This window comes from Lysinibacillus agricola, from assembly GCF_016638705.1.
GTDB classification, from domain to species: Bacteria; Bacillota; Bacilli; order Bacillales_A; family Planococcaceae; genus Lysinibacillus; species Lysinibacillus agricola.
In genome coordinates this window covers 2,466,864-2,491,871 of the sequence record NZ_CP067341.1, presented here as the reverse complement: position 1 = coordinate 2,491,871, position 25,008 = coordinate 2,466,864, and the positions used below count along the sequence as shown (strand labels likewise).

Sequence of the window (25,008 nt, the reverse complement as noted above, 5' to 3'; positions counted from 1 at the left end):
CACGAAAATATGCCAGGTACTCATTATTAAGTGAAACTATAATCAGTGGTGGTTTTCTTCATCCCCCACTGATTAGCCCTCACCAATCGGGCTTTTACAGGCAGTTAATCTCCCACCTAACTTCTTTGCATTCGCTTCATTTCGAGGTGGGAGTCTTCCACTAGACGCTTCACTTTCGGTACATATAAATTACTGCCCGTTAATGCGGGATCAAAATGGTTAGATGTAGCTATCCTAAGTTTTTCTCTACTTATAATCCCCTCGTTTTTTGTCCAAGCTAAAACTAAACCACTTTACTCCTCAAAATTACACAAGAATTTCAAAAGTAGGGATCAAAAAATGAAGAAAAAAATTACGTTAATAGTTAGTTTAACAGCTGTACTATTGCTTTCTGGATGTTGGGATGTCTCTGAACCACAAAGAATGTACTATATTGACGGGATTGGTATCGATTATAAAGATGGTCAATATGAAATATATATGCAAATCATCAACTTTGCTAGTGTTGCTAAATCTGAAACGCCTAATCCTCAAGCGACACAGGCAGAGGTTGGATTTGCTAAAGGAAAAACGATGGAAGAGGCATTTTTTAAATTATACCGCTCCATTGACCAAAAAGTTTTCTGGGGACATATGACTTTTCTTCTTTTCTCAGAGGATGCCTTGAAACATGAGAATGCAATCCCCATTATTGACAGTTTTTTACGCCATCGGGAAACAAGATATCAAATATTGACTTATTCTACACAGGAACCTATTAAAGATATTCTTTTAGTCACACCGATATTAAATAAATCGTTAACAGCTTCAAAACTTAGCAATCCATTGCATACAAAAGATTTAGAAACATATGTAGAGCCCGTTGATTTACGAAAACTAGTTATCGACTTAAATGAGCCGAGTCATGAAGTTAATATTCCATTCGTTACAATCAACAAAAACTGGGAGACAACCAACGAGCCAACAGTGGAAACTGCCTTAACAGGTGTCGGAGTACTTTCAAAGGATGGATTTAAAGGCTTTATAAATAATGAGGCGGCAAGAGGTATCCAATGGATGACTCCCAAAAAAACTCGTGGAGAAGTAACCTTTAAATTAGACAGTAGTAAAGAAAGAGATTACTTAACAGTAGATTTAGAAAAATTAAGTTTAGACGTTAAACCCATTGTTAAAAACAATGAAGTAAAATTTGAAATTGATGTAAAATTTAATGCGATAATCAATGGTTTCAAAGGAAAAGTATCCTCTGACGAAATAAGAAAAGGTATTATTAAGTCAGTTAAAAAAGATATAAAATCAACATATGAAGAGGGCTTAAAGTTAGATGTTGATATTTACCGCTTATCAGAGCAGCTATATCGAAAAAACGTAAAGGTATGGAAAAAAATAGAGAAAGATGGTAAGGTTCCATTGACAGCAGATTCAATTAGTAAATTAGATGTTACCGTAAATAAAATTAATCCTGGTCGAAAATCATTTGCTGAAACAATTAAAGAATAGCTATTCAAAGAAAAATCCTCAATATTTACTATTTGAGGGATTTTAGCTTTATTCCTTTTTCTTATTGTATGATGAATTTTATTTTCTAGAGAAAATATCTTTTATAGCACCTATTAGCGCGTATGGAAGTAACGTAATGGCAAAGAATGCAGTGAACAAATTAAATTCGGGTGTGTTATATGGGGTAAACCATTCTATAAAGAGCTTGTGCCACCATTTTGTGTTGTCTTCATCTCATACAACTATCTTGTTTTCCGATTGTGTCAACTATCCAACGGTAATATTCATTTCACTAAAGTAAATCCTCAATAATAACTTTGATTTTCCCTACTATGTGTTATAATGCTTTTAATGGCTAAACCATTAAAAGGGCAAGACCAATTCTGAGCTGTAGCGTTGTCATACGCTGCAGCTTTTTATGTTATCATTTTTTCATAAATACTAGGATAAATTCCAATGAATGCATTTGTAATTGCTGCCTCAGCTGAATCTAAAATCAAAAAATTAGTAACACAAATCTGAGAACTTGAAAGAGACATAATACATAGAAAGAATGTTCCTGCTTTGATAAGAGTATTTGCTTGAATAAGAAAAAGACCACATTCAAAATGAATTGAAACCTGGCCATATAAGCTTTGTATATAAAATTCTTATCTCCATTGAATTTATTATTTTTACCATACCTTCTACTTGAAAAATTCTTTACTTTCTTGAATAGCTTTATTTACCTCAGTGTATTCCCCGTCCCCCAAAGAAAATGGAATTATGCTGAAATCAATATAAACTGTTCCCCCATCGTTAGTACAAATATTCTTTTTATATGTACTTTTGCATGCAAATTCCCTAAAATGGTAATGTAAAGGGAGTGAATAACATTAAACAGCTTAATCGGACGACGAACCACTATCACTGCAACTAGACGTATCATTATAACTAGAAGCACCATCTGAACAATTGTGTGAATCTTGTACGGAAGCAAATGTACCTGTTGAACTATAATCAGTAGTATGAGTACTCGCATGATTAGAACGATTTCTTGCTGAATCATCATTATTATGCGATTCCTTTTTCACGGAATTGATTACCACCATAAAAATGATTAATCCCATCATTACAATAAAGAACCCCATTCTTCCTCTCCCCCCTTCGGATACTAATTTAATTTTATCATTACGTACGTCAATTCACCATTTTTACCCACTTCCGTTAATTAGATGACGCTGATTTTCGTTGGGCGAGGTCGCTTAAATTCATTAAGTAGATTTACATTGGGATTTCCAGTAGCTATATTTAAAATTCGTTCGTCACAACTTTAAATCCTAATGTTTCAGCTTCTTGACGGTCAAAACCTTCATCTAAATGCATACACCAAAACTTTGAACGTAAATCTCGACTGACTAACTCACTAAGTTTTCGTAATGACAAATGCACATTGCCTTCATAATCCGCTTTACAAGTATCGACATAAACATAATCATAGACCTGACTCGATTCATTTGGATTTAGTAAAGATAATTTTAGGCTATTTGTATCTCCTGTATAATAAATAAGTTTGTCATCAATATATAATTCAATTGAATAAGAAGGGATCTCCTCAACATGACTAGATTTTTCAAATAGTACTTTACAGAAATTTAGATTGTACTGTGTATCTGATTGAAATTTTTTTGTTATGCAATGAAGTTCTGGGATAACACCATTGATAGCCAACAGTTCCTCTATTTTCACATCATGAACGGAATAAACAGAAACAGTAGGTTTTGCGAATTCTCCATGACAATAATAGCTATAAAAAATAAAATCAGCTAGGCTTCCTACATGGTCCGCATGAGTATGAGTTACCAATACATGGATGTGCTCAATACCTTCTAATATATTATTTTCTTTAATACGGTGAAAAATATTGCTACCACAATCAATAAGTAACATCTGATTACCTACTTTATAATATGCTGAATTATTACCTAATTTTGTATTAAATGCACTTCCTGAGCCAATAAATTTCAACATAAAGCAATCTCTCCATTTCCTTTATTTAGTAAACATCATTGTAGGTTAACTCCTTCTATCCCTACCCTTTGATTTATAATTTCATTCTGTTCATGAAACATTTTCTTGCTAAGAGAATTATTGACAACAATGCGTTTATGTAGTATTTTCTGTCTTTAATTTGGGATATTCACCAAATAAAAAATATTCTCTTAGATTTTCTTATACTATAAATATAAATTCGATTCAAATGGAAAGGATACTATAGTGTCAAATTATCTTATACTCTATGACGAAACAACTGGCTATGACTCCGCACTAAGAGCCTATATTCATTCACTTCATCAAAAGCATCCTGAAACTGGCTATTTCTATCTACCTAAAAAAAATGATGAGCTTGCTATTTTTATTCCGAGCATTTCGTAAATTGCACGATTTTAAATGCACCTGGCAATGCTAATATTTTATTGACACATTTATTATCAACTATTAAGCCAGTTCAAGATAATGAACATAATGATCAACAGCCAGATGTTTTTGTGCTATTTAGACCTGATACGATTCAAATGTATTTCCTAGAACATTTTTTGCAAGAAGCAGACTTTAACCTTCATTTATTTATGTTGGAATCTAACTATACGTCAAGTAGCTTAGCCATCAATCATCAAAGATTTATTTCAAACATGGATTTCCAAAAAGTGATATTATAACTACTTTAAACCTCAAGTATTGTAGTACATGCCTACTATACTTGAGGTTTTCTGCAAAAAGAGCCATGCCTTATTAGATGTGACAGAGAGATCTGCTCAAAACGATATGAGTTAGATCCCTATTACGCTTGAAAATCTAGCTCTGATTAAACTTCTCTTTAATATTGTTTGGTAACTCATCCACATTCATTACTTCGGGATCACCAGTGTATCCTTCTAAACTTCTTGGAACACGGATGATTGTCCCTTTTTCAAATGGTTTTTCTACAAAAAAAGTGATAACCTTTTCGTTTCCATCTTTATCATACCCATCTACTACATATACGTAATTACTATTGCCTTCTGGAGTTTGTGCTTCCTCGTTAATTTGAACATAGAAATCTTTTTCAATCAATGCACCCTTTTCACCACAACCAACTAACAAAATAGTGAATAACAAAGTTATCGTTATGAATTTCATTTTTTTCATTTCTATTACCTCCTCATTTTCTAACGAAATCGTATCGCTACAAAAAAAGTATAGATAAATTCTCCACTACTTTAAATTTCGGAACATGACAGTTAGCTGACAAAATTGTCATCTTGAAAAACTATGTCTGAACTGAGGTTAATATAATTCATCTCATACTCCCTGTCATTCCCCTGAATGTTTCCAAGATTTTTTGACGTTCAGCTGCAAAATCAATAGCTTGTCCAGCCTCTGTATCAATGTTGTCTTTTTGGCGGTGATGGAACCATTCTGGGACAACTTCTTGACGCGGTTTTTGACTGGACAGATTAGAATGTAGTTGTTGTTTTTGAGCTTTAAAGCGAAGTCGGTCCGCTTCTACCTCCTCAATTGTTTGAAACTTCTTGTGGATCCAATCGTGTAAAATCTTTTCAACGTAATTCCAACGAAGTACATTGTTTTCTACTGCTAGTTTCATAGCATGAATAACGAGCTCTTCTGAAAGATCATCAATCCAATTTCCGATTTTGTATGCTACATGAGAAGATAGAGAGCCAAAGCCATTTTGCTCGTAAAACTGGAATGCCGTTTGTGTTTTTGGAAAATTCTCTACTGAGGAATTGCTCTCATCATCATTATTATTTTTATTTAGTAAATTATTATTTAGTAACTTATTAATTAGTAGTGACGGGTTTTCCGTTAGCGGTTTCTCCGTTGATGGATTAACCGTTATCGGATTTTCAGTAAACGGTGCAGCTTGTGGTGTTTCGAACACTAAGAGTTCCATTTTGCCAAACTTTCCAAGGTTTGTTCTGCCCTGCTCCTTGTGAATAAAGCCTGCTTTCGTTAGTTCCTTAATAATGCTGGCAGTTGTATCACGACCACATTTGCTACGAGTGGCTAAATCAGAAATACAAAATGACCAATCATCTGGCAGTGACAACATGTAAGCAAGCAAACCTTTTGCTCTCCAGCTTAAACTAATGTCATTCAAAAATCCTTTGTCTAACACAACATAACTCGCCTTTTTTTGAACTCTAAATATTGCCATAATGCCCTCCTTTTTTAAGTTCTTTGAATTAAATGGACAATTGCAATCACATCCCATAGCAATTCTTCATTCATTAACTTATATACAGGTCTTGACAACAATAAGGGACAAAGTTTTCATATTTTGTTTGAAAAGCAAAAAAATTAGGACATGCTATAATGGCATGTCCTAAACTAGTGATTTACTTTGTCTTACAGCATTTTATAACTAATAGTTGTTCCTTTATTACGATCTCAACGTTTTATTTATATAACTCTTTATAAACGATTACTTTTAGTGCCATAATTTCATCGTCTGTTAATTTACCTTCCATTTCTTGAATGACCTGTTCCTTCGTCATTGAACCGTTTTGTACTTTTACTCTTATATTATTAAGCTCCGAGATACCAACTTTTTGAATTAATACTTTTGTAGCTTCCTCTTTTGTTGTAAACGGCAATTTGCTGCTGTCTGCTGTTTTAGCCTCTTCCACAAATGTTTTTAGTTCAGGGTCACTTTCAATCGTATTCTTTATCTCGTCTATTTGTCCACTGTCCTCTAATTCTGTTGATAACGTCTCAACGATCTTATCGGATGCAAACTTCGTACCATAATGATAAACCCCATAACCAATAGCACCGAGGATAATTACAAAGATTAGTAGGAATTTAATGAATCTCATATTCTCACACTCCTTAATTCTAAAGTTTATAATACTATATAGTGTGGATGGATGAGAAATGATAACCTTGCATACGGAAAATACGAAGTTACTGCTGGTAGAGTGGCAAAACTGTTGGATAAAATTTTAAATGGTACTCTCCCGGTTGAAATTTTTAACCGGGAGCTTTTTGTTTATTTTATATACTTCAAATACTTTTTCACAAAATCTACAATGTAATGCACTTCTTCTTCTGTAATATTGAATAAATTGCTAACTTTTTGTAATTTTCCTGGAGATTTTAATTGTTCCAGCACTTGATCGACCCTCATGTATTTACATTTACGAGGGTTTACACAATTTCTAATTTGCTTGTAGCGAAGATAGGCATAGCGAGCAAAAGCATTTAGCATCTCCCGCTCCTGCTCATCCCGTTGTAATTTTTTTGCGGCTTCATCAATCACTTCAGAATCAAATATCCTTGTACCATCTGTTAATTGCATAGTACCACCTCTCAGTTACATAAAGTTGATGTCAAACATAGCCTGGCATTAGACTTAAGACGGTCTCCATTGCATCTAGTCATAGCTATTAGATGCATAAGAAAAGGCCACACCTAGTTAGATGTGACTCTTTTTGTAATTTTCTTTTAAAAGCATATAATAAGCCTTTTCCAAACCTTATAGAATAATCAATAGCCATACACCCTCTGATTGATAAAAATACGTCGAATAATATTTTGTTTCAAAACGTTTAGCGAAATTTCATCTATACTTGCATCTTGCAATTAACTAAAATGGAAATACAATGATTTTCTTAATTAATAACAAAGGAGAAAGAAGCAGAGGAACAATCAATTTTATGTGAACTGGAGCGGTCATCATGTTAAACTGACTTGGCTACCAAAGAAAAAAATTGACGATTACAGCGAAGTAACAAGTGTACATGGAGTTTGTTTCTATAAAGGAAATGTTTTGTTGGTCCATGTAAATGGCAGAGGTTTTAATGAAGAGGCATTGCATAGAAAGGCATTTGAAGAAGGTTATGTAAAGGGACATATCAAGTATATCGGAGCAATTGAAGTCAATCATGAAGACAATCCTTTATTTAATGCTGGTGGTAAGTACCCTTTAATCGGTTATCAAATGTTTTATCGCATGGAAATTCAAGAGTGTCTCCCATTTCTTCGAGAGTATGAAACGATTTCACGCATTTGGGTTGAGCCGGAAGTAGTACCTTATATAATCAATGACCATGAGATTTCACAATTAGTATGACAAGAAGCTTTATGTAGCAAACCTTCTTACCCTATAGACTAGCAACTCATTTACATGTTCAGCTTTTATTTTCAGTTAGGAGGCAGATGCATGAGGTATTTAATAGGCATTCTCGGTGTTTTAATTATTTTATTTGGCAGTTTGTTGATGAGCATCACAAGTGATACCTTTTTAGAAAGAAATATTCTTTATAAACTTTTTGGAGCAATCATATTTTTTGTAGGACTTAGAGTTTTACAGAAGCAAATTCATCAAAATAAACACTAAAATAAGTAGGATATGCATGAAGTTATTTATTTAGCTAATGCTACAACAAAATAAAAATCCATTAAGATAGTTTTTGTATGAAGAGGTAAACTCCTGGTCGAAATTTTTGACCAGGAGCCATTTTTAACGTACTTCTAACATTTTTGTTAGAGCGGAAGAACTTCGCTCCTTTTAATCCCATCTATCAATCTTAATGACTCTAGTAGAATTATTTGTTGTTACTTTAACCGTTAGATTCCAATCATGATCTTTCGAATATCCCACACCACAAGCTGTTGCATTATTGGCACCTTCAATTGGTGTACTAGCAGTATAGGCTTCTAACGTTTTTCTGATTTGTCTTAATTCCGATTTAAGCGTTTCATTGAAGAATCCTCTGCCTTTCCCTTCCGAAGAGTCCTTTACTCCATCCAATATAAAGAAAATGTGACTTCCAGAATGAGGGACCGACTCTTCACCCCATAAATTTGGTGAAGTTGTAATACCATTTACCCTTACAAAATTATTTACTTGAACACTCCATGAATCATCACTAGCGTATGAATGGCTACTGATATTCGGCTGTTGCCCTTTAACATAATCAAATTCGAATACATCAGTTACAAAACCTTCCCCACCAGCAACTCCAACATATGAGAATGTTTTTCCGTTTACTTCTAGTTCCATTTTGAATGGCGTGCTTCCTTGTCCTCTTTCACAATAGTTATGAACATAAAATCTATAATGTCCGACTGGGGCATTTTCACTCCATCTGATATTTTCAACAGGGGAAGGGTTTCTATGCCTCCCTCCATTCATATCGATATCTAACCAGCCACCAAATCTGTCACTTTTATCTCCATAGTAGACGTGTTCCCCTTTTGGTGTTATACAATGTAAATCTAAGTCTGTGTAGCCTTCCCATATTAATGAAGCTCGTATTTCATTATTTTCATATCTTCCGCCCGCACTTTCTACTCTTCTTTTAATTTCGCCATCTATTCCTCCGTGATAATACCAACTAAAAGAATTGTTCCAATGTAAAATATTTGGCGCTGTTTCATCGGACGCAGTAACTAATGCCATTAAACGGCTAGGATTATCAATCAATACTTCAATATTTTCGGCTGTTGGTAGTGTTGTTCGTTGGAATTTATCCCATGTCATTACTGTACTCGGAAGAGATACTTTTGATGTGGCTTTTTTCTTAGGAATAATACTTGAAAATACGCCCTTTTTTTGTTCAACAACTTTAGGCTCAGAATGATTTTCCCACAAAAATGACGGAATCTCTTCAAAAGTAGCATATCTTCTTAGCAAAGAATTGGCGATTCCTAATTTTTCAACAATTTTTTCTGCTTCTACAATAGCATTTTGTGTTGGCGCAGCTTGTGAGCGCATGTAATTCGCTGGATTCATCTTCTCAGCAAAACGGCGAGCAACCGATTCAACTGACATACCTGAAGCTATGTCATCTAATAATGTACCGATCATAGAACTTCTTACATGACAGAATCCAGCTGGAGCTGTCGCAACAGCTAACCAAACAATATTTGTTTTCTGATTATTATTACCTACACTATTACGTTTTTCATGCAATGTTTTAAACCATTCTGCAACCCCTAATACTCTATCTGAGCGGTATAATGCTTCTGATTGTAATAGAACTACTGCTTGTTCAGCTGTCTCGATAGAATAATCAAGTAATGCATTGGTTAGCATCTTGAATTCTTCTAACTTCTCAGCCATCACTTGTCCCGCAGTTTGTAATCTAAAGCTATTCACAATTTCTCCAGGGACTTTAACGGATAGATGATTCCACTCTCCTGTACGAGGATAACCTAATATTGGTGAGTCTGAAATAAACACACCAATGACTTTTGAGTTTAAAACTACTGATTTCATTGCAGAAACAGCAGCTTTAAAAAATGGAGGAGTGACATCCTCATCCCACATAGCTGATGCAATAATGCCATTTTCATCAATCGTTACAAGACCACCAAATCGCTCAATGAAATGTATACAAGCGCTACAAGTATAATGTTGTTTAGCTTCTACTGGTAAATTTTCTAAATACAAATCAAATAGACCTTGAGCATTTGTTTTAAATAATTTGTTACTACTACTAATCGCTTCATCAAAATAGCTTTTTAAATTTTTTTCGAATTCAGGATATCTATCATTATCATTAATATACACTTTATTTGTCATTTCTATATTCTCTTTCACTCTCCAACATCTCCTTAGTATTTTAAATTTGTGAAATCACTTTATGTGGTTCTTGACGAAAAATATTTGTTTAAATATATGTCAAAAACACACCTTAATTCATTAAATTTCCTATATATGTAATTTTTTCTATTATACTATATATCAGAAATACTATGAATATTTAAATACACAAAGTCTAGGCACTTGATTTATACGAGGTAGTTATCTCTTAAACAATGAGGCATGCGAATTCAAAAAAGGTGTGTAAATATGCGCTTTTTAAAAAGAGAAAGTAAACTTTACACGAACGAACTATTTTATTACAATTATGGAAATTTATCTTCCCATAAAAGAAAGAGAATAAACATGAAGAATAGATTGGAAGAAATACGAAAAAAAAATGGTATAAAACAAGAGGAACTTGCTGCTGCATTAGAAGTATCAAGACAAACAATTGGATCCCTTGAAAATGGAAGATATAATCCATCTATTATTTTGGCATTTAAAATTGCACGGTACTTCGGAATGACTATAGAGGAAATCTTTATTTATGAGGAGGAATCGAATAATGAAAAATAAATTATTATGGTCAATAATCATTGTTGGTATGTTACTTTTAATTTCGGCTATCATTTTAGGTGTTGTTGGTGCAGAAATTTTAAACATACCTTTTATTAGAATGGATTTAGTACCAATAGGAGTTGGATTTTGTGGAGTCATGTTATTAGGTACTGGCATCACTCAATTGGTAGATGAAAAGAATAAGACAAAAGAACAACTCGTTGAGGAACATGATGAACGAAATATAACAATTAGTTAAAATGCGAAATCCAAAGCATTTGATTTGATGATTAATTTATTTGCCTTTGGTCTTCTAGCATTGGCGATGTTTGGTTATATGAATGAGGTTTCTTTTTTCAGTCTAATAGCACTTTATTTTACCTGCTATGTTTACTACTTATATCGCCTTAAAATAAATAAGGAGAGCATGTAGAGATGTCCAGACGTGACTCATACAAAATTCTAAAAGTGCAAATTGTCCCTTATAGCTTTTATTTTTAAATCTAATTCACAGGCATTTCACTATACAAACATAGCTACCAAATCATATTAATAGTAGTGTAAAGCTAACTTAGCTTTGCACCTCCTAGTTTGTGGTTTAGGGTCACTTTGGTTCGAGTGACCCTTATTTACTTCTCTTTCATTATTATCCGAATTCCCCTCATTTTTTTGTGCCTATACTGGAGAAAACTCCCGAGGGAAGAGTCTTCTTCATCGTATAAAATTTTCGATACCTTTCGGGAATGGTTAAGCCTTTTTTTGCATCATCCCAAGCTATGGAGCTTATCTTCCAACCATAGGGCGTGCGAATAAACTGTATCGTTTTCATGCCCATTGTATCAAATGCTTCACCAGACAACACACCTGTTTTTCATAAAGGCTGAAGCGACGAGCGATATTTCCGAAAATTTCTGTGATTTCGTACACTTCTTCTTCCTTGAAATTCATCAAGTTACCTTCGCTTAATAGTTTCTCACGGGATTCGATGAACTGTGTAAGATTGTAAATAATAGGAGCGCTATCTGTATTTTAAATGATCATGGCCTCTGGAATAAATAATTCGGAGAGGGCGTGCACATTCAGTTTATATCCATTTTCATTGGTAAACGCATCAAAAAAGGAGGCGGATAATCGATCTAGAATTTCTTTTGTTTCTGATGATTCCCACTGTTTTTTGATGTGGTTTTCCGTTTCATCAAACACTAAAAGCTTAAGCTCTTCCGAGTCATTGGTCATCTGGATCAATCTCTCAAACCGAAATCCTAGTTTTTCTAGCAGATTGGTGGAAGCCTGATTCTCTTGAGTCGTGATTGCCACAATGCGAGTTAGTCCTAATGTGTCTTTTCCATATGACATTACTGCGGAGGCTGCTTCATAGGCATAACCTTTTGACCAATACTTTGGTCGAAAGGCAAATCCAATATCCACATCTTCCAAGGAATCTCTTTTTACCAGACCGCAAATTCCAATCGGGGCACGACCCTCCTTTCGTTCCACCAAATAGAGGCAGAAACCGAGTTGTTCATACATGCGAACAGGTCCATTCAAAATATAGGTCCTTGCATCATCCAGCGTTTTCACACTGAAATCACCTATGAACTTCAACCAGGAAGGATCGTTCAAAAGCTCCAGGATAAACGCCACATCATCAGTTGTTTGTAGGCGAAGGACAAGTCGATCAGTCTCAAGAATTTTCAATAAAATTCACCAACCTTTAGTATTTTTTAAATTAACTAATTATATCAGATGAAACTTTATCCAATCTGTAATAAAGGATGGTGCTTATTCTTTTTGTTTAAAGATTCTAATTTTAGTTGGCGTATAATTTTAATAGCTCATGTATTGGTAAACTATTAGTATTATCAATCTTAATAAAATATGGTAATTGCCACTTTTGTGTTACAATAGCTTGTTTGCTAGTGGGAGTATCCCAACAAGGATAAACTCTAATTGCCATTTTCCCCTTTGTATTGGCGGTTTTAAGGATGTTTTGTTTTAAAAGAACTTCTTTTGGAAAAACGAATTGGCCAAAATCGCCATTACTATTAAATGTGTTTATTACCAATAGATCAGTTGCATTGTCATATGAAAATGCTTGGTTTTTATTAGCTTCATCCTTTTCCCAAAATGCAACAAATTGTCCTATCTTGTTAGGTGTTATTTTTGCGACTCTAAATCTAACCGATGTAGAATTTAACTGAAATAACCCAGCCCCATAATCTGAATTTTGAGTTTCTTCTTGAATGTTTTCTATAATTAAATGATTAGGTTCATAAAGTAATTCATTTACATATGTTAACGTCTTATTAAATTTATTCATAGTTTTACTCCTTACCATACACTACGATATACCAGTATACTATCTGCAGACTTGTCACCGTAATTGCTTATTAAAATTTCATTTGTCTCTTCATTTTGATTTACTGTTCTTAATTTAGCTTAAGTCCACTTCTATTATCGTGTTAATTGAACAGAACGAGCATTGTACGTATTCCGATGCCTGTTTCTTTATATGTGTCATTCGAAATTGCTAACACCAATTGTTTTGACAATCATGGATTCTTCATCACACAAGACAAGAATATCTGTTCTTATTTTATCATCACGAGAGAGGTTTGACTATCGCCAACCGACATTCATCCCAAATTCCATTCAATGACGCAAATGATGAAATAATGATTTGATTTTACACAGTTCAAGGAGGAAATGCTGATGAATATCAGAAACCATAACTCCAATTTCCCAACTGATTCTCCTGAAATTTATGCAGCTAAACTGACCTATATTGGTGCATCTATTTCTACATTAGGAGATAGTTTACAAGCAATTGCAGCCGGTCTTGCATTGGAAGTATTGAAAAAATATCAAACAACCATTAAACAATTCGAAGCTTTTTTTAAAATGTAGTGTTACAACCATGAAATTGAAAGAACAAACAATTAATAAAAACCCCCTTGAAATTAGACATGTATTTTACATAGTCTACTTCAAGAGGATCTTTGCACTGTTGAATCAACTTCCCAAACCCTTCGTAGTCATTCCACCGCTATTCATGCGCAGCTCAAATAATTCCCTTTTGTCTTGAAAGTCTTACCTAAATGATACTTTTTTCTTATCTTTCCGTACAATTAAAAACATATATAGGCTAAATAACAAAATGATTGAGATTGTTACTGCTAAAGAATATGTATCTTGAATCTTAAAAAAGAAAGAATTCATGGAATTTAATAACCCAAGCGATACTAAGAATACCCAATAGTTATTTTTTCTTTTCGAGTGATCTTCGTTACCTTGTAATTTATTTAGATAACTAGCAGAAAGCCAAATAAAGAAAGGTAAGAAAAATACAATTGAAAACGTTAGTATAGCCCAGCCGCTAAATGGCATAGCACAAACACCTCCCTGAACAATCCTTATTTGTTATACGATTGAAATTTGTAATGGTTTCAATTTTATTATTCTAAAAAAATTAAATAACATTCAGGCTACTAATGCATTTATGATATTTCCAGTATTTATCAATTGCCTACATACTTTCCTAAATCACTCATACTACTACTTCCGTATGGTTGCCCTCTTATAGTTTTTGTATCAGGCGTGCTGATTTGGAAAATGCTATAGCGTTTTTACAAGTTGTAGCTTGTGATTTAAAACAACTCAATTCCTATTTTGGATATTTATCAACTTTCATCAGGAGCTTTTTTTCATTTCATTTAATAAAAATAAAACTAAGGCAGGAACTGTAAAAAGTAAAAAGGGTAAAAGGAATTTAAAATGTCCTGACATAAATAAACATAATGTAGACAACGTTAATGCAACTGTCGAAAAAATCAAAATTCTTTCGTTCAAATATCCACTTTTCACCTTTCTTTTTCTCAAAATAGAACGACTTAACATCAAGGTTTTCAGTAAGTAATAGTCATAATCAATTATGCCCCGGCATCATTGCGTCCGGAAAGGAGTTAAAGATTCAGGGCCCTTCACCTCAACATTGTTTATTTATCTACACTTTCTTTTGTTTACTAAATTCCATAGCAAGAGAAAAATTCATCTTGTCCCGTTTCTATGCATTACTTAGTTCTAAATTCTTCCTGTCACTGCAAATAACACTCTTAAATCCTCAAAAGAGTTCAGGAAATATTAATTCACTTTGTTTGATGAAGAATAATTGGATCCATTTGCCTAAATTACCTCACTTAAAAGTTCAAAAAACGCTCAAGAGTTCTGAGCGTTCTTTCCATTCAATTTCATTTACTTAAAAAATAAAATAAAACCGCAACAACAATATTTGGTAAAGCAATGTATAAGGAATTTAACGTAATTTTATTGCGTTCGTCCCTATGTTCTGATGTTTCGGTAGCAATGTTTGCCCTCATCCTATCCCCACTAACCATGGAACCTGAAAAAATCATTGAAATTCCAATGAAGACACAGCCGACCGTTCCTGAAACTAAATAAACCTGTTCCATCCCCCAAAAAATCATTGCTATTAAAACACTGAATAATGATAATAAAACGCCAATTAATAAATACCTCAACTCTAACCCCTCCCCTCCTTATTTTACGTTCAATCACACTATTTTGTTTCAAATTTAAGTTAAACTTTTTTGTATGATATCCATAATTTTAACCCGTGTTTTACGATATGCAGATACCCTATTTTTACCTAAAGAAATCAATAAATTTCTTCAATATTACTGCTGTAAAAATTGAGCGAATGAAAAACGCTATACAATCATCCTTTGTCGATGAGAGTATTGCGATTTTTTTATTAGTCTTCAGGCTGTCATTGTTATTTAGCAAAGATTTCTTCAATTTGGTCAAGCATAATATCAGCTGCAAGGATGCCGCCTGAGAATGAATCTGTATAGTAGATTCGAGATTTATCGGCCATAAAGAGAAACCTCTTGTTTCGTTTTATTCATCACCAAAAAGTTGGAGATGATATTATGTATATAAGTTGATTAGAGCAGAGGCTGACGACTCCTTAAGGTCAGATCACAACGTCACAGATGAGACCCTGGAGCGCATCGAACGCACCCCAGGAAGCTCTACGCGAAAGCGAAGCGGCAGCGGCAATTTTTTATCTGTGCGAAAGCGAAGCGACAGCTACAATTTTTTATCTGTGCGAAAGCGAAGCGACAGCAACAACAAATGTTTTCTGTAGCGAAAGCGAAGCGGCAGCTACAATTTTTTATCTGTGCGAAAGCGAAGCGACAGCAACAAAGCGCCCAGTCGGAATGGAAATCAACCTCACGGTGATGAGCCACTTTTATAATCTGCTTGTATTAACTTGCCAACTATGTAATTTATCAGAATTCTATAACTTTAATATTCCATCATTGGAGGTAAAGCAAAATGGCAATAGAAGACCAACTAATACAGGTAACAAAAGAAACGCTTGTTGATTTAGTCAATCTTCGGTACGAAAAACTTAAAAATGAAGATAAACTAAACGATGAGATTGAGGAGTTTTTAAACGAGGTTATTCCGATGCAAGGTGTACTTACTTTACCACCAAGTGATGAAGATATGGACATAGACGTATACGAATACAATGATAATAGCGGATTTGGTACAGAAATAAGATATTTATGGTTTGACGATGAAGAGAGTCAGTTAGTACTTTTTTGTGAAGCTAAAACAGACACAGAAAAATCCAAGCTTACCGAATTTTATATCGACACAATTGATGCATAAGTAAAACAATAAATTTGATGAACCGTTCATAAATAAAGGGGTTTTTTCTTCTAAAAATATAAATAAGCCTATTCAAGACGACAGGGAAAGTCATGAGTAGGCTTATTTTTCAAAGCTGTTGATAGTAATATATTTATATATTCCCTAAATACTCTACAGATAACTCTTGCTCTTTAATATCATTATCCAAGGAGACCTTATATGCTTTACTATTAGGCTTTGAACTAACTATTTTATGGATTTCTTGATTGATAAAATGAACTGCTACTCCATCATCTATGGCAAGTCCAGATGAGAGCTTATTAGCTTTAACCAAATTATGATAAGCTGGTCTTCGATAGATTTCTCCATCATAATGAGGACAATTACTTCCTGGAAGAAACCCTAAACATGTTATCGGCTCTAAATCTCCTCCAAATGAATCTGTTATTCCTTCCTCGAACCAACAGATTGAACCAGCACTAATGCCTGTTAAAAGGATTCCCTCATGCCAAGCAGTCTTAAAAATACTATCTAACGACCATTCTCTCCATAAAGCTAAAAGGTTTTTAGTATTTCCTCTCACCAACATAAATAATATCCTTTTCAAAAATAAAACTTTCTAAATCACGAGTAGGTGGAGAAAAAAAGATTTCCGTTCCGACTGGGGGCGTCCGATGAGAAAAGCAAAGCTCAGTTTACATTAGGAACCGAGCAATTAACTATTTTAAGCTTTCTAATCCTTACTTTTTTTATCTTCATTATTTAATTTTTGAATCTCAAGTAGCTCAGAAATCGTTACAAATTTATATCCCTGATTTTCAAGTTCTGGTAAGATTTTTTCCAATGCTCTCACGGTTTGCTCACGATTTCCACCACCGTCATGAAATAACACTACACTACCTGGCTTAGCACCTTTCAACACCGTGTTGATAATTTTCTTTTCCCCTATCTTTTTCCAATCAAATGTATCTAAATGCCATGACCACATCACAACTTTATACCCTTCTTTTACAATTGCATCAATCATGGCATCCGTATATTGACCTTCAACTGGTCTAAATAATACAGGAGAATATCCCGTAATACCATATATTGTTGCATGTGTTTGTTTTATTTCTTTCATTAAATTGGAAACATTTGTTCTAAAAGGATGCGTATATGTGTGAATGGCTAGTTCGTGTCCTTCTTCGTGGACACGTAAAGCAAGCTCTGGGTTTTTTTCTGCGTTTTCACCCACAATAAAGAATGTGGCCTTGGCATTGTATTTGGATAATATATCTAAAATGTCAGGTGTGTACTTTTTATGAGGACCATCATCAAAGGTTAAGGCAATAACTTTTTCATCCGTTTTTATATCCCACAAAATTTGTCCTGCTTCTTCGTAATATTTTCTGCCTTTGTCTGCAAACGATTTTTCATTTACAAAAAATACAAATATTCCTAAAATGCATAGTGCGATTAATAGATAATATTTCCTCAAGTTTTCACCTCCTGCAAATAATTATTTCTAATCATTATTATTTGAGGTTTAAACTAAAAGATGCTTTATTTTTTTGTATTTTTATCTGTATGAAAAACCAATTACAATCCAAAATGAATGTAAAACACAGAAAGCAATAAAAAACAGCACATTCTTATTCCAAATGTTATATTATTAGGTAGGAGTGTGATTATTTTTGATAATAAAGGTAAAAAAAGAAGATTTTGATCTAAATTGTTCCAACCTTAGTCAAAGATGCTTTGAACCACTAATTAGAAATTATAAGGTAAAAGTGTCCAAAGAATCTAACAGCAGTACTGTCCAAGTTAAAGAACGCTTTTATGAGGAACTTACTGAAGGCCAAAGAGCATTATTTATGTTTTATGTTTATTATAACCATGTTAGTAAATCCCTTATCGAATTTTATTGGTGGAGTGCTTATTTCATGGCTCAGCCTAAAAATTGGGCAGCGCTCAAAGCATGTTTTAGGTATTTTAATGATGAATCTTTTCTTTTACTCCTTGAGAAAATTGAACAGGAGCTGAAACGCCATAATCACCCTATTACATTAGAAAATTTTACAATCACTCGAGATGAATTAAATCAAAACAAAGACCTCCAAGCATCATTTGAATCGCTATATGTTATTTTCGAGAGTATTTATCCAACTACTATAAAAAAAGTAAATAATCTCATTGAAAAGAATTTACAAGAGTTTATACAAATAGAAAATTAAATACTCCCCTTCAATAAATACAATCAACTACGACATCTTCAATTTTTTTGAATATTTGTTTATTCCATGATAATATTTATAATATTAAATTCACTTAAGGGGTACTTTTATGGCAACTATAGAAAACTTTGTTAATCTTGATATAAGAATTGGTACAGTGACCCAAGCCGAAGAACTTCCGAAAGCAAGGATTCCTGCCATTAAAATGAAAATTGACTTTGGGGAAGATCTTGGCATCAAGCAATCCTCTGCTCAAATTACTAAACGCTATACGCCAGAAGGTATTGTTGGTAAGCAAGTAGTAGCTATTGTAAATTTCCCACCTCGTCGTGTGGCAGGCTTTAAGTCTGAAGTTTTAGTTATTGGCGGGGTTCCTGTAGAAGGAGATGTGATTCTATTAACCCCTGACCAATCTGTACCAAATGGAACTAAAATTAGTTAAGATGAGCCTCTTTACGAAGAGGCTTTTTGTGATTGTTGATTTAATATTTCTCCTAAAATTTAATTTTTTTAGGAATCTATTTCGCAGGCACAAGACTAACTAAAATAGCATCTACATCATAAATATAGTAGTGTAAAGCTAATTAGACTTACACCTCCTGGCTTGATACTAAGGGTCACTAATGTGGCCCTTTTATTATTTTTACTGGCGTTGTTTCATATTATAGTCAATGATATAATTTTTGATACACAAAGATAATATCAACAAATCCCCTCAATTGGGAGGAAAATGAAAAATGGAATTTTATCTAAACTGGTGCTATATCGTTAAAATCTTCAATTAAAAAATAGAAAGGAGCGTGATAAACAAGGAGAAAAAGGAGAGATTACTATGAAAAACAGACAAGCAACTACTAATGACTATGAAGCTATTTTAAATCTTTGGGATAGATCCGTATCCGCAACTCATGATTTTCTAAGTTTAAAAGATAAGGAAGACATTAAAAAGGAAATCCCTATGTATTTCCCACATCTTGATGTGAGACTTTGGTTTGTGGAAAATGTTTTGATAGGTTTTTCAGGCACTAATAGACAGCATTTAGAAATGCTATTTTTAGATCCGGCTGAAACTGGAAAAGGATACGGGAAACAAATCATGCAACAACTTATTAAGGAATTTAATGTACGGTCTGTTGATGTCAATAAAGACAATGAAAATGCAAAGATGTTTTATTTGAAAAATGGTTTTACTATTGTCAGTGAAGAGCCAACAGATAGTTCTGGTCGCCAATATCCAATTTTACATCTAGAGTTAAAATAATTTAGCAGAGGCCACCTCTCTACTTTGTTCATAAAAAAAGGGAGATTTAAAATGGAAATATTTTTTGCACTGATACCTCTTTTCGTTATATTTATGTTTTACATTGTTCCAGCTGCCTTTATCATTTGGTTTTTAATTAAATTCATTAACATACAGCAGGAGCAAACTGAAATACTTAGAAGCATATCAGATAAGTTAAATCGAAATAGTTAAATATGTAATTAGACTGAAGTTAAGCTTATGCATTTGACTTCAGTCTTTTTAGTAGAAATGAACTCCCCTAAAAAGAATCCAGAAAAATAAGGACTTGTCTTAATTATTGTAGGTTTCAAACTCAATTAAGATTATGAGAGAGTGTTAGGCAAAAAAAGAGCACTAACAAAACATACGCATTCGTCCGTCAATGCCTTCCGATTTCCGTGACATCCGCTGAAAGAAGTTAAAATGATGCTTATTTCTTCACTTTTGAAAGTGTCATGCCATCACCGATTGGAATAATAACCGACTCTAATTGAGGGTGGTTTGCTACTGCTACATTGAATTTCTTCATCAATTCCGTATAGCGCTTTGGTTTGGCATTTGGATCTGCAACACTACCAGCAGCAAGGACGTTATCAGTAACGATGATAGCATCGGAATTTGCTAGCTTCACACAATAATTTAAATAGTTTTCATAATTATCCTTATCAGCATCGATAAAGAAAAAATCGAATCGCTCGTTACCCTGCACAAGCTTCTCAAGGCTTTGCAATGCAGGTCCCGTCATATACGTCACTTGTTCACCAAAACCTGCCTTCGATAAATTCCCGTAAGCTAGTTGCGTATATTTTTCCTCTAATTCTAGAGAAGTTAATTTTCCCTCACGTCCGAACCCTCTAGCTAAACAAATTCCACTATATCCACCGAGAGCCCCTATTTCAAGAATATTTTTAGCTCCTGTCATCGAGACAAGCATTGTTAAAAGTTTTCCAGAAGAAGCAGAAACAGAAATGGCGGGCATTCCGTTTTCTTCAATGGACGAAATAACCTCCTCTAAAATAGTATCTTGCTTATGAAACACGGAATCAATATAATGATTAATTATTTTCATTCAGGTTATTCCCTTCCTCATCATGATCTAAAGATTTTTCATTTTCTTCTTGATTGTCGGATGCATCCGTCGTTTCACTTTCATGTATTTCAAATAATTGAATGAATTCATTGATAACCATATCAATGGCTTTTAATTCGCCCACTAACATTGGCTGAATAGATTGAAACTCTGGTTGCTCTAATTGTTGCTTAATCGTTGCACGTTTTAAATTCATCATCTCTAAAAAAGCAATAGCTCTTCCACGTCGGAAAGTTTTAGCTCCGCGTTGATGAGAGCCGTCTCTTCCTCTGTGACGTCCTCCTCGATGATGTCCCTCTTCTCTAAATTCCTTAAATTTTTCACTTCTCATTTTCATTCTCCTCTCATCGTATACATTTGTATACACTTAATTACATCTTTATTGTATACAAATGTATACAAATTGTCAATTAATCTACTTATTCATTTCCTATTTCTTGTCTCCATACTTTAACAACAGTACATATCAAGTGTTTTAAGGAATTTTGTAATATGTACTTTCCTTTGTTCTTCCATTAAACTGTAAATAACAGCCATCACCATAAAACGGTAATTAATAGTTGTGTGACTTTTAGGAGTTAAGAATTTAATCGTATTGATGTATAGAACTTCATGTTCAAAAGAAGGAGCGATAAAATGAAAAGGCCATTTTTAAAACTTGGTCTATTACTTGTTTTTGGCATAGTGTTTTTAACTGGGGTGCAATCATTTTTTAATCAACAGGAAATTAAATTGGCAACTGAAAGATGTCTAGAAGCAGGTGGAGAACCAATTGTAGAAAGAGATCTTCTTGCATTAAATTACTCCTTTTCATGCCACATCAAATAATTGATTTAGATTTATGAGCGATATCATTGCCATAATGTAGAAAAAAAATGAAAATGGCTATTCCAAAGCACCAGGAAAAGATTTCAATGTTAATTGAAATAAAAGATAAAATGCCTAAGCTTATTAGTGATATTGCAAGGGACTATGAACAGATGTACGATATCACATTTACAAAGGATGTACATCTGATTGTAGGTTTATATGGAAGTAATGCTTTTACTTACCGACAAATCATACCAGAAATTGCATTTTGCTTAGAGAAACTTTCCCTTCAAGATCGCCATTTACAAATTATTATTGCTCATGAGTTTGGGCATGCTTTACACCATTTATTATCCGAAAAAAGAGGTATTGATTGGGCGATGGTAGACTGGGAGAGCCTATTCACTTGGCTTTTATAGGAAGGCATTGCAACGTATTTTTCTACAAAGATGGTAAGTGCGAGGAAAGATGAATACTTTGCATTTCAAGAAGACTTAGAATGGATAACATTTGCTACAAATAATAAACAAATAATTATTGAAGAGTTTTTAAGCGATTTAACTTCACTTGATGCAAGAGCAGTGTATCTTGAATGGTTCTCTATTAATGGAGGTAAACGATTTGGTATTAATCGCTTAGCTTATTTTATCGCATACGAATTCATACAAAGCTGCCTTCAAGAACTAACAGAATTAGATGTTATTACATTATGGCGAAACGTAAACTATCAAGATATTATTTTTCAACAATTAACCAAAATGGCAAACAAAAATGTATGATTCAACTATTTTTAATACAAAAGAGTACGCAGATATTTGTTTAGGAAATCAGTACGCAATACCGACACGCGATTTCAGGTATTCCTTGCTCTGAATTTGTTGATAGGCAAACGCTGCCGTATCTGCTACAGATATCTCTCCCTCACCTTCAGGTAAAAAGTCTCGTTCGATACGATAGATCCCCGTGTATTCACCATCAGGCAAGTATGTAGGGCAGACAATGGTCCAATCGCATTCAGATTGCTTCAATAATTCATAGACCTTTTGATGCTCCTCTGCCGCAAAGGTTGTTTTTCTTTTTGTTTCGCTCGATTGGTAACGTAATATACTTGGTGACAGACGACTTTGCAGAATGCCAGCTGTTCCAACAGTTATAATTCTTTTCACATTCACTTTTTCCATTGCGTCAAGAATCAGTGGCATACTTTTAGTTAATGTATTTGTACCGTCTGTGTTTAATGCACTAATCACAATATCTACATTCGCCATGACATTTTCTATATCTTGTTTTTCCATAACATTACCCTGAAAAATATGTAAATTTTCATGACCTATTTTTATCTTATTTGGATTACGAACTAACGCTGTAATGTGATGTTTATCTTGTAACGCAAGAGAAACGATGTGGCTTCCAACACGCCCCGTTGCGCCTAAAACTAAAATTCTCAGAATAATCACCTCTTTGTGTTGATTATAGCACACGAATTTTTCAACTTATGTATCCAAAAAATATCCTTCCCAGAGAAAAATAAAAGGAACACTGCTCAAAGAGAGTGCTCCCTGTTCGGTCGTACTTATTCTATATAGGAAGTCGCGATAACTTGAGCTAAAGTAGTACCACCATCGATATTATCATACTGGAACTGACCTAGTGGTAATCCCCAAATATCTATGAAATCACCTTCTAAAATGTCAGTTGTTTGATATCCAAGTGCATAAATAGCATTGAAATCCATATCATCTAAAATAATTGTTGTAACTGGCGTACCATCATCTAACTTATGTTCTTCGATTTGGATAACGTCCCCAGTAAAATTAATGATTTTCTCTAAATATGGTTCTACATTTTTATTTAAATGCTTCGAAGTTACCTTTTTATCTGTAAGCTTTTTTACTTTTGCAACAGCCTCTTTAGTTGTAGCAGGGAATAGTTCAGGGTTTGTTGAGATAAAGTTATAGGAAATCTTATTTAATGTAAGAATATCTTCAGTCAAAATAGGAAGATCTTCTAAATAACGTTTCGCATTATTAACTGTCACAGCAGGTACAGCTGCCTCTTTCTCTGACTCTTCCGTTTTCGCTTCTTCCTTGTTTTCTTCATCATTTTCTTTTTTATTTTCGGATGAGACCTTTTCTGAATCACTAGCCGGTAAGTTTTTCTTCCCTTCATTATATGTAGATCCACATGCAGCTGTAATTAGTGCTAATAACATTAAAACAGCCATTAAAACTCGCTTTTTCATTACTAAATCCTCCCAAAAATTCTTTTGACATACTAAATATATCAAGAATAGGGAATGTATTATATAATAATTTTTCAATAATTTGCTAGGTATTATAGTATTTATTATCTATTTATCTATTTTGTACATCCATCAATAGACTGTTTTCTATCTAACCTTATTACTAAATATCAATAGGCCGGACATCTACGATAAACAACTGAAGGTTATTATTTTTCGCAATAATGTTGACGATATTTTGAATTTCGCTTTCTGTACTTTTATCAAATTGATCTAAATTATGTAATCGTATGGTCATTACTTGATTGTTTGGAGATTCAATTAAATAGCCTATCGTACTATCTGGATAATAGCCTGCTGCTCGTAACGCTACTATAATCTTTTGTGTAAAATTTGCATTTTGTAATTTTCCACCAATTTCTTCAGAATAATTTATGTCGGGATATTTTTCAATGGGTCGTTCTAATGAAGGCTGATTATACTTAATCAAGGCAGCAGTTATTAATACCAAGGAAAATAAAATAAAAAAGCCTTTTATTAATCCTCTCATATTCCCTCTCCATTTCATCTTTTTAATACAATACGCTTGTCGTTTTAAATAATGAATTAATCATACTTTTCCCGTATATAATAAATGTTTTATACGACATCATAGCAAATATGAGTACGAACGTGAGTACGAAAATTGTCATTGCACAGAGGAAAAATGCTTCTTTAAAGAAGAAACCATCATTGTAAAGGTTGCGCATGTAATTTCTCAAGACGCTTAGAACCAGGTACATTAGTAGATATTTTCTTAACAGGTGGCGGTAGTTTCTTAGGTATTACTTTCTTAAACTTTGATCCAAAAAATTGATGCAATCAGAAAAGCTGCATAATTTAGATCATCCCTTTTTACGAAAATGCATATAGTTCGTTCCATACAAAAAGGTCTATGAACAAAGCAATAATTATAATTTTAATTTTTATTTAAAAACTAACCTACTTATAATATGCCAGGCTAACATTTCAATGACTAGCCTGGCATATTTTTGGATCATCACCTTAACGTGT

Annotated in this window: 31 protein-coding genes and 3 pseudogenes; 15 read left to right on the top strand and 19 right to left on the bottom strand. The window is 33.6% G+C overall.

The features are described from left to right. Window positions 1–339 precede the first annotated feature (339 nt). Window positions 340–1,500: a Ger(x)C family spore germination protein gene (locus tag FJQ98_RS11915; RefSeq protein WP_053597012.1), complete on the top strand. Its 1,161-nt coding sequence runs from the start codon at window positions 340–342 to the stop codon at window positions 1,498–1,500. A 78-nt stretch (window positions 1,501–1,578) separates the two neighbouring features. On the opposite strand, the pseudogene FJQ98_RS11910 reads toward FJQ98_RS11915, so the two are convergent. The 3 genes and pseudogenes from FJQ98_RS11910 to FJQ98_RS11900 form a co-directional block, all read right to left on the bottom strand. After that, window positions 1,579–1,707, bottom strand: a pseudogene (locus tag FJQ98_RS11910) (YfzA family protein); the annotation flags it as partial. Between the two features lie 677 nt (window positions 1,708–2,384). After that, complete coding sequence (locus tag FJQ98_RS11905; protein WP_143115064.1) at window positions 2,385–2,630, bottom strand: hypothetical protein; 246 nt, start codon at window positions 2,628–2,630, stop codon at window positions 2,385–2,387. Window positions 2,631–2,790: 160 nt separating this feature from the next. Beyond that, on the bottom strand, window positions 2,791–3,510 hold the full coding sequence (locus tag FJQ98_RS11900) for an MBL fold metallo-hydrolase (protein ID WP_053597010.1): 720 nt from the start codon (window positions 3,508–3,510) through the stop codon (window positions 2,791–2,793). A 246-nt stretch (window positions 3,511–3,756) separates the two neighbouring features. Here FJQ98_RS11900 and FJQ98_RS11895 point away from each other — a divergent pair, with 246 nt between their 5' ends. Further along, window positions 3,757–3,915 (top strand): hypothetical protein, encoded by a 159-nt coding sequence (locus tag FJQ98_RS11895; RefSeq protein ID WP_158003105.1) that lies wholly within the window; start codon window positions 3,757–3,759, stop codon window positions 3,913–3,915. Window positions 3,916–4,335: 420 nt separating this feature from the next. On the opposite strand, the gene FJQ98_RS11890 is transcribed toward FJQ98_RS11895, so the two are convergent. The 4 genes from FJQ98_RS11890 to FJQ98_RS11875 all read right to left on the bottom strand — a co-directional run bounded on the left by FJQ98_RS11890 (window position 4,336) and on the right by FJQ98_RS11875 (window position 6,841). After that, on the bottom strand, window positions 4,336–4,668 hold the full coding sequence (locus FJQ98_RS11890; protein ID WP_053597009.1) for a DUF1093 domain-containing protein: 333 nt from the start codon (window positions 4,666–4,668) through the stop codon (window positions 4,336–4,338). Window positions 4,669–4,816: 148 nt separating this feature from the next. Beyond that, window positions 4,817–5,698: a DnaD domain protein gene (locus tag FJQ98_RS11885; protein ID WP_053597008.1), complete on the bottom strand. Its 882-nt coding sequence runs from the start codon at window positions 5,696–5,698 to the stop codon at window positions 4,817–4,819. A gap of 241 nt (window positions 5,699–5,939) precedes the next feature. After that, window positions 5,940–6,359 (bottom strand): hypothetical protein, encoded by a 420-nt coding sequence (locus tag FJQ98_RS11880; protein ID WP_053597007.1) that lies wholly within the window; start codon window positions 6,357–6,359, stop codon window positions 5,940–5,942. 173 nt (window positions 6,360–6,532) lie between these two features. Continuing rightward, on the bottom strand, window positions 6,533–6,841 hold the full coding sequence (locus FJQ98_RS11875) for a hypothetical protein (protein ID WP_053597006.1): 309 nt from the start codon (window positions 6,839–6,841) through the stop codon (window positions 6,533–6,535). Window positions 6,842–7,201: 360 nt separating this feature from the next. Here FJQ98_RS11875 and FJQ98_RS11870 point away from each other — a divergent pair, with 360 nt between their 5' ends. Both FJQ98_RS11870 and FJQ98_RS11865 read left to right on the top strand, forming a co-directional pair. Continuing rightward, window positions 7,202–7,615 carry a DNA mismatch repair protein MutT gene (locus FJQ98_RS11870; RefSeq protein ID WP_053597005.1) on the top strand — a complete coding sequence of 138 codons (414 nt, stop codon included), beginning with the start codon at window positions 7,202–7,204 and terminating at the stop codon, window positions 7,613–7,615. A gap of 90 nt (window positions 7,616–7,705) precedes the next feature. Beyond that, entirely contained in the window at window positions 7,706–7,882 is a 177-nt protein-coding gene (locus tag FJQ98_RS11865; protein WP_158003104.1) for a hypothetical protein, read from the top strand. Window positions 7,883–8,053: 171 nt separating this feature from the next. On the opposite strand, the gene FJQ98_RS11860 is transcribed toward FJQ98_RS11865, so the two are convergent. Next, on the bottom strand, window positions 8,054–10,090 hold the full coding sequence (locus tag FJQ98_RS11860) for a YfaP family protein (protein WP_241774645.1): 2,037 nt from the start codon (window positions 10,088–10,090) through the stop codon (window positions 8,054–8,056). A gap of 348 nt (window positions 10,091–10,438) precedes the next feature. On the opposite strand from FJQ98_RS11860, the gene FJQ98_RS11855 reads away from it, so the two are divergent. Further along, on the top strand, window positions 10,439–10,651 hold the full coding sequence (locus FJQ98_RS11855) for a helix-turn-helix transcriptional regulator (protein ID WP_053597004.1): 213 nt from the start codon (window positions 10,439–10,441) through the stop codon (window positions 10,649–10,651). Then, window positions 10,641–10,892 carry a hypothetical protein gene (locus FJQ98_RS11850; RefSeq protein WP_053597003.1) on the top strand — a complete coding sequence of 84 codons (252 nt, stop codon included), beginning with the start codon at window positions 10,641–10,643 and terminating at the stop codon, window positions 10,890–10,892. Before FJQ98_RS11855 ends, FJQ98_RS11850 begins: the two co-directional genes overlap by 11 nt. A gap of 932 nt (window positions 10,893–11,824) precedes the next feature. Here the strand turns inward: FJQ98_RS11850 and FJQ98_RS11845 are convergent. Continuing rightward, window positions 11,825–12,331: pseudogene (locus FJQ98_RS11845) on the bottom strand (GNAT family N-acetyltransferase); the annotation flags it as partial. A gap of 112 nt (window positions 12,332–12,443) precedes the next feature. Next, complete coding sequence (locus FJQ98_RS11840) at window positions 12,444–12,953, bottom strand: MepB family protein (protein ID WP_053597002.1); 510 nt, start codon at window positions 12,951–12,953, stop codon at window positions 12,444–12,446. A 392-nt stretch (window positions 12,954–13,345) separates the two neighbouring features. On the opposite strand from FJQ98_RS11840, the gene FJQ98_RS11835 reads away from it, so the two are divergent. Continuing rightward, complete coding sequence (locus tag FJQ98_RS11835) at window positions 13,346–13,540, top strand: hypothetical protein (protein ID WP_241774644.1); 195 nt, start codon at window positions 13,346–13,348, stop codon at window positions 13,538–13,540. A 183-nt stretch (window positions 13,541–13,723) separates the two neighbouring features. Here FJQ98_RS11835 and FJQ98_RS11830 read toward each other — a convergent pair whose 3' ends face one another. Beyond that, window positions 13,724–14,020: a hypothetical protein gene (locus tag FJQ98_RS11830; RefSeq protein ID WP_053597001.1), complete on the bottom strand. Its 297-nt coding sequence runs from the start codon at window positions 14,018–14,020 to the stop codon at window positions 13,724–13,726. Between the two features lie 860 nt (window positions 14,021–14,880). Beyond that, window positions 14,881–15,171, bottom strand: a complete 291-nt coding sequence (locus FJQ98_RS11825) for a DUF5316 domain-containing protein (RefSeq protein ID WP_053597000.1) — start codon at window positions 15,169–15,171, stop codon at window positions 14,881–14,883. Window positions 15,172–15,645: 474 nt separating this feature from the next. Here FJQ98_RS11825 and FJQ98_RS11820 point away from each other — a divergent pair, with 474 nt between their 5' ends. Then, on the top strand, window positions 15,646–16,041 hold the full coding sequence (locus tag FJQ98_RS11820; protein ID WP_143115062.1) for a hypothetical protein: 396 nt from the start codon (window positions 15,646–15,648) through the stop codon (window positions 16,039–16,041). Further along, on the top strand, window positions 15,992–16,333 hold the full coding sequence (locus FJQ98_RS11815; RefSeq protein ID WP_053596999.1) for a DUF7668 domain-containing protein: 342 nt from the start codon (window positions 15,992–15,994) through the stop codon (window positions 16,331–16,333). Before FJQ98_RS11820 ends, FJQ98_RS11815 begins: the two co-directional genes overlap by 50 nt. Before the next feature lie 133 nt (window positions 16,334–16,466). On the opposite strand, the pseudogene FJQ98_RS11810 reads toward FJQ98_RS11815, so the two are convergent. Both FJQ98_RS11810 and FJQ98_RS11805 read right to left on the bottom strand, forming a co-directional pair. Continuing rightward, window positions 16,467–16,959: pseudogene (locus tag FJQ98_RS11810) on the bottom strand (Type 1 glutamine amidotransferase-like domain-containing protein); the annotation flags it as partial. An 89-nt stretch (window positions 16,960–17,048) separates the two neighbouring features. Continuing rightward, entirely contained in the window at window positions 17,049–17,774 is a 726-nt protein-coding gene (locus FJQ98_RS11805) for a polysaccharide deacetylase family protein (RefSeq protein ID WP_425492703.1), read from the bottom strand. A 217-nt stretch (window positions 17,775–17,991) separates the two neighbouring features. Here FJQ98_RS11805 and FJQ98_RS11800 point away from each other — a divergent pair, with 217 nt between their 5' ends. The 3 genes from FJQ98_RS11800 (at window position 17,992) to FJQ98_RS11790 (ending at window position 19,792) form a co-directional block, all read left to right on the top strand. Further along, the gene (locus FJQ98_RS11800; RefSeq protein WP_053596996.1) at window positions 17,992–18,531 is read left to right on the top strand and encodes a hypothetical protein; all 540 of its coding nucleotides are present in this window, start codon (window positions 17,992–17,994) and stop codon (window positions 18,529–18,531) included. A gap of 109 nt (window positions 18,532–18,640) precedes the next feature. Next, window positions 18,641–18,973 (top strand): chaperone CsaA, encoded by a 333-nt coding sequence (csaA, locus tag FJQ98_RS11795; RefSeq protein ID WP_053596995.1) that lies wholly within the window; start codon window positions 18,641–18,643, stop codon window positions 18,971–18,973. 390 nt (window positions 18,974–19,363) lie between these two features. Further along, on the top strand, window positions 19,364–19,792 hold the full coding sequence (locus tag FJQ98_RS11790) for a GNAT family N-acetyltransferase (protein ID WP_053596994.1): 429 nt from the start codon (window positions 19,364–19,366) through the stop codon (window positions 19,790–19,792). A 451-nt stretch (window positions 19,793–20,243) separates the two neighbouring features. Here the strand turns inward: FJQ98_RS11790 and FJQ98_RS11785 are convergent, their stop codons facing one another. Together FJQ98_RS11785 and FJQ98_RS11780 are read right to left on the bottom strand one after the other, a co-directional pair. Further along, entirely contained in the window at window positions 20,244–20,882 is a 639-nt protein-coding gene (locus FJQ98_RS11785; protein WP_053596993.1) for an O-methyltransferase, read from the bottom strand. Continuing rightward, on the bottom strand, window positions 20,869–21,234 hold the full coding sequence (locus FJQ98_RS11780; RefSeq protein ID WP_053596992.1) for a hypothetical protein: 366 nt from the start codon (window positions 21,232–21,234) through the stop codon (window positions 20,869–20,871). The genes FJQ98_RS11785 and FJQ98_RS11780 overlap by 14 nt, the downstream gene beginning before the upstream one ends. Window positions 21,235–21,539: 305 nt before the next feature. On the opposite strand from FJQ98_RS11780, the gene FJQ98_RS11775 reads away from it, so the two are divergent. The 3 genes from FJQ98_RS11775 to FJQ98_RS11765 all read left to right on the top strand — a co-directional run bounded on the left by FJQ98_RS11775 (window position 21,540) and on the right by FJQ98_RS11765 (window position 22,492). Further along, window positions 21,540–21,731 (top strand): hypothetical protein, encoded by a 192-nt coding sequence (locus FJQ98_RS11775; protein WP_053596991.1) that lies wholly within the window; start codon window positions 21,540–21,542, stop codon window positions 21,729–21,731. 86 nt (window positions 21,732–21,817) lie between these two features. After that, entirely contained in the window at window positions 21,818–22,132 is a 315-nt protein-coding gene (locus FJQ98_RS11770; protein WP_053596990.1) for a hypothetical protein, read from the top strand. Window positions 22,133–22,162: 30 nt separating this feature from the next. Next, window positions 22,163–22,492 (top strand): hypothetical protein, encoded by a 330-nt coding sequence (locus FJQ98_RS11765; RefSeq protein WP_053596989.1) that lies wholly within the window; start codon window positions 22,163–22,165, stop codon window positions 22,490–22,492. 48 nt (window positions 22,493–22,540) lie between these two features. Here the strand turns inward: FJQ98_RS11765 and FJQ98_RS11760 are convergent, their stop codons facing one another. The 3 genes from FJQ98_RS11760 to FJQ98_RS11750 all read right to left on the bottom strand — a co-directional run bounded on the left by FJQ98_RS11760 (window position 22,541) and on the right by FJQ98_RS11750 (window position 24,505). Continuing rightward, window positions 22,541–23,161 (bottom strand): NAD(P)-dependent oxidoreductase, encoded by a 621-nt coding sequence (locus tag FJQ98_RS11760; RefSeq protein WP_053597035.1) that lies wholly within the window; start codon window positions 23,159–23,161, stop codon window positions 22,541–22,543. Between the two features lie 125 nt (window positions 23,162–23,286). Continuing rightward, the gene (locus tag FJQ98_RS11755; protein ID WP_053596988.1) at window positions 23,287–23,955 is read right to left on the bottom strand and encodes a hypothetical protein; all 669 of its coding nucleotides are present in this window, start codon (window positions 23,953–23,955) and stop codon (window positions 23,287–23,289) included. Between the two features lie 163 nt (window positions 23,956–24,118). Further along, window positions 24,119–24,505 (bottom strand): hypothetical protein, encoded by a 387-nt coding sequence (locus FJQ98_RS11750; protein WP_053596987.1) that lies wholly within the window; start codon window positions 24,503–24,505, stop codon window positions 24,119–24,121. Window positions 24,506–25,008: the final 503 nt, after the last annotated feature.

Coding starts and splice junctions, on each gene's coding strand:
- FJQ98_RS11915 (WP_053597012.1), top strand. CDS start 340: ATGAAGAAAAAAATTACGTTAATAGTTAGTTTAACAGCTGTACTATTG.
- FJQ98_RS11905 (WP_143115064.1), bottom strand. CDS start 2,630: ATGGGGTTCTTTATTGTAATGATGGGATTAATCATTTTTATGGTGGTA.
- FJQ98_RS11900 (WP_053597010.1), bottom strand. CDS start 3,510: ATGTTGAAATTTATTGGCTCAGGAAGTGCATTTAATACAAAATTAGGT.
- FJQ98_RS11890 (WP_053597009.1), bottom strand. CDS start 4,668: ATGAAAAAAATGAAATTCATAACGATAACTTTGTTATTCACTATTTTG.
- FJQ98_RS11885 (WP_053597008.1), bottom strand. CDS start 5,698: ATGGCAATATTTAGAGTTCAAAAAAAGGCGAGTTATGTTGTGTTAGAC.
- FJQ98_RS11880 (WP_053597007.1), bottom strand. CDS start 6,359: ATGAGATTCATTAAATTCCTACTAATCTTTGTAATTATCCTCGGTGCT.
- FJQ98_RS11875 (WP_053597006.1), bottom strand. CDS start 6,841: ATGCAATTAACAGATGGTACAAGGATATTTGATTCTGAAGTGATTGAT.
- FJQ98_RS11865 (WP_158003104.1), top strand. CDS start 7,706: ATGAGGTATTTAATAGGCATTCTCGGTGTTTTAATTATTTTATTTGGC.
- FJQ98_RS11855 (WP_053597004.1), top strand. CDS start 10,439: ATGAAGAATAGATTGGAAGAAATACGAAAAAAAAATGGTATAAAACAA.
- FJQ98_RS11850 (WP_053597003.1), top strand. CDS start 10,641: ATGAAAAATAAATTATTATGGTCAATAATCATTGTTGGTATGTTACTT.
- FJQ98_RS11840 (WP_053597002.1), bottom strand. CDS start 12,953: ATGAATAAATTTAATAAGACGTTAACATATGTAAATGAATTACTTTAT.
- FJQ98_RS11835 (WP_241774644.1), top strand. CDS start 13,346: ATGAATATCAGAAACCATAACTCCAATTTCCCAACTGATTCTCCTGAA.
- FJQ98_RS11830 (WP_053597001.1), bottom strand. CDS start 14,020: ATGCCATTTAGCGGCTGGGCTATACTAACGTTTTCAATTGTATTTTTC.
- FJQ98_RS11820 (WP_143115062.1), top strand. CDS start 15,646: ATGAGACCCTGGAGCGCATCGAACGCACCCCAGGAAGCTCTACGCGAA.
- FJQ98_RS11815 (WP_053596999.1), top strand. CDS start 15,992: ATGGCAATAGAAGACCAACTAATACAGGTAACAAAAGAAACGCTTGTT.
- csaA (WP_053596995.1), top strand. CDS start 18,641: ATGGCAACTATAGAAAACTTTGTTAATCTTGATATAAGAATTGGTACA.
- FJQ98_RS11790 (WP_053596994.1), top strand. CDS start 19,364: ATGAAAAACAGACAAGCAACTACTAATGACTATGAAGCTATTTTAAAT.
- FJQ98_RS11785 (WP_053596993.1), bottom strand. CDS start 20,882: ATGAAAATAATTAATCATTATATTGATTCCGTGTTTCATAAGCAAGAT.
- FJQ98_RS11780 (WP_053596992.1), bottom strand. CDS start 21,234: ATGAGAAGTGAAAAATTTAAGGAATTTAGAGAAGAGGGACATCATCGA.
- FJQ98_RS11775 (WP_053596991.1), top strand. CDS start 21,540: ATGAAAAGGCCATTTTTAAAACTTGGTCTATTACTTGTTTTTGGCATA.
- FJQ98_RS11770 (WP_053596990.1), top strand. CDS start 21,818: ATGTTAATTGAAATAAAAGATAAAATGCCTAAGCTTATTAGTGATATT.
- FJQ98_RS11765 (WP_053596989.1), top strand. CDS start 22,163: ATGGTAAGTGCGAGGAAAGATGAATACTTTGCATTTCAAGAAGACTTA.
- FJQ98_RS11755 (WP_053596988.1), bottom strand. CDS start 23,955: ATGAAAAAGCGAGTTTTAATGGCTGTTTTAATGTTATTAGCACTAATT.
- FJQ98_RS11750 (WP_053596987.1), bottom strand. CDS start 24,505: ATGAGAGGATTAATAAAAGGCTTTTTTATTTTATTTTCCTTGGTATTA.